This window comes from Falsiroseomonas sp. RANM36 (genome assembly GCF_056682175.1).
Genome location: NZ_JBWXTD010000010.1, coordinates 44,077 through 50,737 on the forward strand (window position 1 = coordinate 44,077; position 6,661 = coordinate 50,737).

The 6,661-nt window shown below is 71.1% G+C and carries 10 protein-coding genes and 2 pseudogenes; 7 read left to right on the forward strand and 5 right to left on the reverse strand.

What is annotated here, in order from left to right:
- Positions 1–86 precede the first annotated feature (86 nt).
- Together AC1MIR_RS26915 and AC1MIR_RS26920 are read left to right on the forward strand one after the other, a co-directional pair.
- The gene (locus AC1MIR_RS26915; protein WP_480031250.1) at positions 87–467 is read left to right on the forward strand and encodes a transposase; all 381 of its coding nucleotides are present in this window, start codon (positions 87–89) and stop codon (positions 465–467) included.
- Positions 468–548: 81 nt separating this feature from the next.
- A pseudogene (locus AC1MIR_RS26920) lies at positions 549–1,445 on the forward strand (IS3 family transposase); the annotation flags it as partial.
- A gap of 29 nt (positions 1,446–1,474) precedes the next feature.
- Here the strand turns inward: AC1MIR_RS26920 and AC1MIR_RS26925 are convergent.
- Positions 1,475–1,921, reverse strand: a complete 447-nt coding sequence (locus AC1MIR_RS26925; protein WP_480031251.1) for a hypothetical protein — start codon at positions 1,919–1,921, stop codon at positions 1,475–1,477.
- On the opposite strand from AC1MIR_RS26925, the pseudogene AC1MIR_RS26930 reads away from it, so the two are divergent.
- Together AC1MIR_RS26930 and AC1MIR_RS26935 are read left to right on the forward strand one after the other, a co-directional pair.
- A pseudogene (locus AC1MIR_RS26930) lies at positions 1,838–2,104 on the forward strand (phage major capsid protein); the annotation flags it as partial. The gene AC1MIR_RS26925 and the pseudogene AC1MIR_RS26930 overlap by 84 nt on opposite strands.
- Before the next feature lie 202 nt (positions 2,105–2,306).
- Positions 2,307–2,768 (forward strand): phage major capsid protein, encoded by a 462-nt coding sequence (locus tag AC1MIR_RS26935; protein ID WP_480031252.1) that lies wholly within the window; start codon positions 2,307–2,309, stop codon positions 2,766–2,768.
- 21 nt (positions 2,769–2,789) lie between these two features.
- Here the strand turns inward: AC1MIR_RS26935 and AC1MIR_RS26940 are convergent, their stop codons facing one another.
- Together AC1MIR_RS26940 and AC1MIR_RS26945 are read right to left on the reverse strand one after the other, a co-directional pair.
- Positions 2,790–3,209 (reverse strand): PIN domain-containing protein, encoded by a 420-nt coding sequence (locus AC1MIR_RS26940; RefSeq protein WP_480031253.1) that lies wholly within the window; start codon positions 3,207–3,209, stop codon positions 2,790–2,792.
- Between the two features lies 1 nt (position 3,210).
- On the reverse strand, positions 3,211–3,453 hold the full coding sequence (locus AC1MIR_RS26945) for a type II toxin-antitoxin system Phd/YefM family antitoxin (RefSeq protein ID WP_480031254.1): 243 nt from the start codon (positions 3,451–3,453) through the stop codon (positions 3,211–3,213).
- A gap of 89 nt (positions 3,454–3,542) precedes the next feature.
- Here AC1MIR_RS26945 and AC1MIR_RS26950 point away from each other — a divergent pair, with 89 nt between their 5' ends.
- The 3 genes from AC1MIR_RS26950 (at position 3,543) to AC1MIR_RS26960 (ending at position 5,810) form a co-directional block, all read left to right on the forward strand.
- Positions 3,543–3,890, forward strand: coding sequence for a DUF2190 family protein (locus tag AC1MIR_RS26950; RefSeq protein WP_480031255.1), 348 nt, complete (start codon positions 3,543–3,545; stop codon positions 3,888–3,890).
- 522 nt (positions 3,891–4,412) lie between these two features.
- Complete coding sequence (locus tag AC1MIR_RS26955) at positions 4,413–4,841, forward strand: hypothetical protein (protein WP_480031256.1); 429 nt, start codon at positions 4,413–4,415, stop codon at positions 4,839–4,841.
- Positions 4,842–4,853: 12 nt separating this feature from the next.
- A complete protein-coding gene (locus AC1MIR_RS26960; protein ID WP_480031257.1) occupies positions 4,854–5,810 on the forward strand; it encodes a phage tail tube protein in 957 nt (318 codons plus the stop codon).
- A gap of 8 nt (positions 5,811–5,818) precedes the next feature.
- Here the strand turns inward: AC1MIR_RS26960 and AC1MIR_RS26965 are convergent, their stop codons facing one another.
- Both AC1MIR_RS26965 and AC1MIR_RS26970 read right to left on the reverse strand, forming a co-directional pair.
- Entirely contained in the window at positions 5,819–6,142 is a 324-nt protein-coding gene (locus AC1MIR_RS26965; RefSeq protein WP_480031258.1) for a type II toxin-antitoxin system RelE/ParE family toxin, read from the reverse strand.
- Between the two features lie 2 nt (positions 6,143–6,144).
- A complete protein-coding gene (locus tag AC1MIR_RS26970) occupies positions 6,145–6,417 on the reverse strand; it encodes a ribbon-helix-helix domain-containing protein (protein ID WP_184487320.1) in 273 nt (90 codons plus the stop codon).
- Between the last annotated feature and the right edge of the window lie 244 nt (positions 6,418–6,661).

Below are 6,661 nucleotides of genomic sequence, written 5' to 3' on the forward strand. Positions count from 1 at the left end.
TGTCCGACGTCAGCGCCCTTGAGACAGACCGGCGTGGTTGAGAAGCGGAGGATTTCTGGTTCATCGTAACCCCCAGGAGAGTGAAGATGAGCCAGAAATCCTCCGCCCCTGCTGCCAAGCCGCCGGCCGAAAAGGTCGTGCGTGACATCCGCCGCGCCACCCGCAAGCGCCACTCCGCCGAGGACAAGATCCGCATCGTCCTCGAGGGCCCGCGCGGCGAGGAGAGCATCGCCGCGCTCTGCCGCCGCGAGGTGATTGCGGAGAGCCTCTACTACGCCTGGTCGAAGGAGTTTCTCGAAGCCGGCAAGCGTCGCCTGGCCGGCGACACCGCCCGCGCCGCCACCACCGACGAGGTCAAGGAACTCCGCCAGGAAGCCCGCGCTCTGAAGGAGGTTGTCGCCGAACAGGCGCTCGAGCTGCGCCTGCTGAAAAAAAGCATGATCGCGGCTGGGGACGACCTCGCATGAGATACCCCGCCGCCGAGAAGCTCGAGATCATCCGCCTCGTCGAGCAGTCCCACTTGCCCGCGCGCCGCACGCTGCGCCAGCTGGGGGGTCCCGCCGGCCACCTTCTATCGCTGGTATGACCGCTACCAGCGCGGCGGGCCCGAAGCCCTGGCCGACCGCCCCTCCCGCCCCGAGCGCGTCTGGAACCGCATCACCGATGCCAAGCGCGAGCAAATCATCGATCTCGCCCTGGCCGAGCCGGAGTTGTCGCCGCGCGAACTCGCCGTGCGTTTCACCGACCAGCAGCGCTACTTTGTCTCCGAAGCCTCGGTCTATCGCCTGCTCAAGGCGCATGACCTGATCACCAGCCCCGCCTACATCGTGGTCAAGGCGGCCGAGGAATTCCACACCAAGACCACCGCGCCCAACCAGCTTTGGCAGACCGATTTCACCTACCTCAAGGTCATCGGCTGGGGATGGTCCTATCTCTCCACCGTGCTCGACGATTTCTCTCGCTACGTCATCGCCTGGAAGCTGTGCACCACCATGGCGGCCAGCGATGTCACCGCGACGTTGGACCTGGCGCTGGCCGCCTCAGGCTGCACCCAGGCCCGTGTGCGCCACCGACCGCGCCTGCTCTCCGACAACGGGCCCTGCTACATCGCCGGCGAGTTGGCGCAGTGGCTCGACAAGCAGGCCATCGACCATGTCCGCGGTGCGCCCTGCCACCCCCAGACACAGGGCAAGATCGAGCGCTGGCACCAGACCCTGAAGAACCGCATCCTGCTGGAGAACTACTACCTCCCCGGCGACCTCGAGGCCCAGGTCGAGGCCTTCGTCGAGCACTACAATCATCGGCGCTGCCACGAGAGCCTGCGCAACCTCACCCCGGCCGACGTCTATTTCGGACGCGGCCAGACCATCCTGCTCGACCGTGAACGCATCAAGCGCCAGACCATCCAGCAGCGGCGCTTGATCCACCACCAACTCGCCGCCTAACCTCGCAACTCGATGCGCCAGACCCTCCGTTAGTCTGCCGCGCCCCCTGTCTCAAAGCATTCGACGACGGACACACCCAGGCGCAGACGGCCCGCCCCACGCTCCCGGCCCGCCCGGAGAGCGGCCCCGGCCATGACGATCCCGCGCAGCTGCTCGACGCCATGGCCGAGGCACTCGCCGCCCGTTCCATGCCGGGCTACCAGCCGCCGAGCACCGGCCCCGGTGCCGGCCGCCACGCCGAGTTCATGGGCTGGCGCCCCTCCGAGATGCTGCGCGAGCTCCTCGCGCGCCGCGGCGATTGCAACCCGCCGCGCAACCCGACGCTGCTCGCCGAGCGCGCCTTCCACACCAGCTCCGACTTCCCGCTGCTGCTCTCGGCCGCCGCCAACAAGATGCTGCTCGCCGCCTACCAGCCGGCGCAGCCGACCTACCGCCAGATCTTTCTCCGCCGCGATTTTCGGGACTTCAAGCCGCACCGGCACCTGCGCGTCGGCGACTTCCCGACGCTCCTGCCGCTGTTGGAGAACGGCGAGATCCAGGCCGGGACCATGTCCGAGAGCCAGGAGATCGTGCTCCTGCAGACCTTCGCCCGGCGCATCCGCGTCACGCGGCCGATGCTGGTGAACGACGACCTCGGCGCCTTCACCGACTTCGCCGCGATGATCGGCCGCCGCGTCGCCGACTTCGAGAATGCGACCGCCTATGCGCTGGTGAACCTCGCCAACGGCGACGGGCCGACGCTCACTACCGGCGCCGCGCCCGGCGGGGGGCCCCCCCCGGCCCCCCCCCCCCCCCCCCCCCCCCCCCCCCCCCCCCCCCCCGGCGCCGGGCCCCCCCCCCACCCCGGGCGCGGCGCGGGTCTTGCCCCCGGGCGGGCCACGCGCGAACAAGGCCGCCGCCGGCACGGCGCTCGACGAGGCCAACATCGGCGCCGGCCGCACCGCCATCATGCGCCAGCGCTCGCTCGACGGTCTGCCGATCTCGCTCGGCCGCAGCATGCGCGTGCTGGTGGGGCCGGCGCTCGAACTCGCCGCGCTCCGGCTGACGACATCGATCACCCCGGCCAGCTCCGGCGCTGTGAACCCCTATGTCGGGCTGCTGCAGCCGGTGGTGGAGCCGCTGATCCCGGCGAACCGCTGGTATCTCTTCGCGGAGCCGCCGACCACGCCGGTCTATGTCTACGGCTATCTCAACGGCGCCGAGGGGCCGCAGGTCACCACCGGCCCGGTCTCCGGCGTCGATGGCGTCGAGGTCAGCGTCATCTTCGACTTCGGCGTCGGCGCGATCGACTGGCGCGGCGCCTGGTTCAACCCGGGCACCTGATCGCCCGGCTGCTCGGCGCCATCAGATCCTGGTGGCGCCGAAGGGGTTGCGGACCGTCACGCCGCGCCAGGTGAAGCCGTCCTGCATGTCCTCGGACAGGAGCATGCGGCAGCCCGCCTGCGCGGCGCCGGCCAGCATCACCGAATCCCAGAAACCGAGGCGATGGGTGGTCACCAGTTCCATCGCCTCTAGGATCACCCCAGGCGTGGTGTCGATCAGCGGGAAGCTGTCCGACCAGCCGAGCACGGCGCTGCGGGCCTCCGCCGCCTCGCGCTTGACCTTGCGGGTCAGCACCACGAAAAGCTCGCCCAGCGCCTGCGCCGGCACCATCAGCTCGTGCTCAGCGAAGTCGCGCAGGATCAGCAGCGCGGTGTCCTTGCGGTCCTGGCCGTTCACGCCCTCGGCGTAGGCGAGGACGTTGGTGTCGAGCGCGACCCGCACCTCAGCGCTCGTAGAGCTCGTCGCGAGTCCAGCGCCCGACGTCCTGCGCGGGCTGGCGGGCGAGGCGCGCCAGAAGGCTCGTGCGCGCTGCCTCGCGGCCGGCCTCGGCCGAGCCGCAGGGCACCAGCTTGGCGACGGGCTTGCCGTGGGAGGTGACCACGAAGGTCCGGCCCTCCTCGCGTACCTCGCGCAGCAAGCGGGAGAAGGCGCGATTGGCCTCGGCGGCGGAGATGGCTTCGTCCATGCCGCGATAATAGTGAAATGCACTACTTGCCGCAACCGGCATCTCGCGTCGGTGCGGCACCCCTCCCATCACCATCGCAGGAGTATCGCATGCGGAACTTCGTCCAGCCGGGCGACAGCCTGGCTGTTGCCGTGCCCTATGCCGCCGGGGTGACCTCCGGCCAGGGCGTCCTGGTCGGCGCGCTGTTCGGCGTCGCCGCCGTCGATGGTGCGCAGAACGCCGTCATCGAGGCCGCCACCCAGGGCGTGTTCGACCTCACCAAGGAACCCTCGCGCGCCATCACCGCCGGCGCACGGGTCTTCTGGGACAACACCAACCGCCGCGTCACCACCACGGCGACGGGCAACTTCTCGATCGGCATCGCCACCGCGGCGGCGCTGGCCGCCGACGCCACCGTGCGGGTGTGGCTCAACCGCGTGCCGGCCTCCGGCGCATGAGCGGCGATCCGAAGCTCAGCCGGGGATACCGCAACCGCAACCCCGGCAACATCGAGCACCTGCCCACGAACAAGTGGCTCGGGCTCGAGACGCCGCCTTCGGACGGGCGCTTCTGCCACTTTCGCTCGCACCAGCACGGCATTCGCGCCCTCGCCTTGCTGCTGCAGAGCTACCAGGACCGGCACGGGCTGCGCACGGTCCGCGGCATCGTCGCGCGCTGGGCGCCGAGCAGCGAGAACGACACCCGCGCCTACCAGGCGGCGGTCGCCGCGCGGCTGGGGATCGGGCTCGACGACCCGATCGACCTGCACGATGCCGGCACCATGCGCGGGCTGGTCGAGGCGATCATCCGTCACGAGCTCGGCGGCATGCCCTACGCGCCGGAGGCGATCGCGGAGGGGCTGCGCATGGCCGGCCTCGTCCAGCTCGGCCTCGCCCACAGCGGCACCGTCACCCTGCGCAAGCGCCTCGACGTGCGCGGCGCTTCGTGGCGGCCTGGGAAGCCGAGGCGGCGAGGACCGGATGAGTGTGCGCGAGACGGCGCTCGCCGCCCTGTACGCCCGCCTGGGCGCCGGCCTGGCCGCGCGGAACCCGGCCCCGAAGGTCCTCCGCAACGAGACCGTCCCGCCGCGCCTGCCCGCCGGCGGGCTGGTCGTGGTCCGCGACGGCGAGACGGTGGAGGAGACCCCGATCCTCTCGCCGCTCGCCTGGGCGATCGAGCACCGCGCCGAGGTCGAGGTCGTCGCGACCACGGGCACGTTGCTCGACGCGCTGTTGGTCGACATCGCCGCCGCGATCGCCGGCGACCGTACCCTCGGCGGCGCGGTCGATTGGGCGCAGCCCGGCGCGCCCTCCTTCGACGATGCCGAAACCGAGGGCGCCGCTGCAGCGCGGGCCGCCTCCGTCCCCGTCACGCTGTCCTTCACCGTCGCCGGCTCGGCGCTGGTCTGACAGGAGCTTCCGATGCCTCGTGCTATCGGCGCGAACTCGCGCCTGCTCATGATTCCCGAGGTGACCTACGGCACCGCACCAGGCGGCAACTGGCGGCGCGTGCCCTTCCTCTCCTGCAATCTCGGCGCCGAGCAGCCGCTGCTGGATGCCGACGTCATCGGCCTCGGCGGCAATCGCGATCCCGCCGCGCCGTTCTTCGACACGGTCACGGTCGAGGGCGACGTGGTCGTGCCGGTGGACCTGATCAACATCGGCCACTGGCTGCGGCTGCTGCTCGGCGCGCCCACCACCACCGGCACCAACCCGAACTTCACCCACACTTTCAGCTCCGGCGCGGCGACGCTGCCCTCGCAGGCGATCGAGATCGGCTACCCGGACGTGCCGAGCTACGACGTCTGCGCCGGCGTGCGTGCGGACGCGCTAGAGATCGACTTCAGCCCGACCGGACCGGCGACCGCGACGATCAAGCTGATCGCCCAGGGCTCGACGCGCTCCGGCTCATCCTCCGGCGGCACGCCGGTATCTGCCGCCTACACCGCGTTCAACAAGGCGCAGGGCTCGATCACCCGCGCTGGGTCCGCGCTGGCGCAGGTTACCGGCGCGCGGCTCGCCTACTCGAACAGCGTCGAGGCAGTGCGCACCATCCGTGCCGACCGCAAGATCGAGGGCGCGGATCCCGGCATCGCGCGCGCCACCGGCCAGATCACCGCGCGCTTCGCGGACACGACGCTGCTCACGCAGGCGCAGAACGGCACGGCGACGGAGTTCGCCTTCGCGTTCACGATCGACGCCAACCGCAGCCTCACCTTCACGCTGCACGAAGTCTATCTGGCGCTCGCCAAGACCCCGATCGAGGGGCCGGCTGGCGTCGAGGCAAGCTTCGAGTTCCGCGCGGCCTACAACGCGACGGCAACGCGCATGATGACGGCGGTGCTGAAGAACCAGCAGGCCGGGACGGAGTACGCGTGAGCCTTTGCTCAGTCGCGCCGGCCGAGGACCTCCGGCAGATCCATGACACCATGCACGATGCGCAGGATCACGGGCCGCTCCTGCGACCGTGCCTCGTACACGATGACGTAGCGGAACCGCGGCAGGGCGACGAAGCGCACCGGCAGCGGAGCGAGGTCCTCGCGCACCGCGCCGCTCTCCGGGTGGCGGCCGATGCGTTCTGCGGCGCCGAGCACCGCATCCCGCAGGGCGCGCGCGGCAGCGGGCTGTTCCTGCGCGATCCAGCGGACCGCCTCGGTGAGCTCCCGCTGCGCCCGCGGCGTGAGCCGCGCGCGAGGCGCCGATCTCTCCAAGGTCAGTGGCCGCTGCGCGCGGCGAGCTTCGCCTCCGCCTCGGCGATGATGGCATCGAGCTCCGCCGCTACCTCGTCGATCTCGACGTAGCCCTTCTCCTCACCCTCCCGGCGCGCATCGTCGAGCGAGCGCAGGAAGGCTTCGCGCTGCTCCTCGCGCGTCTTGAGCAGCTTGAGCGCCGCGTCGATCACCTCCTGCGGCCCGTTGTAGCGGCCGGTCGCCATCGCCGACTGGGCAATGGCCTCCTGCTCCTCGGTCAGCCGAACGACCGTCATCGCAATCTCCTCAGCCCGAGCTGTCCCAGCGAACGCTCGGGCGCGGACCCGTGTTTCCCTTGGAGGCCACGTTAGCATGCTCACCCTGGACCTTCCCACCGAGCCGTATTGGCTCGACCTGCCGCGCAGCGTCCGCGTCGAGATCCGACCCGTGACGACCGCCGTCATGGCGGCCCCGCCCGCCCCCCCCCCCCCCCCCCCCCCCCCCCGCCCCCACCCCGGGCCGGGCCCCGGCCCCCCCCAA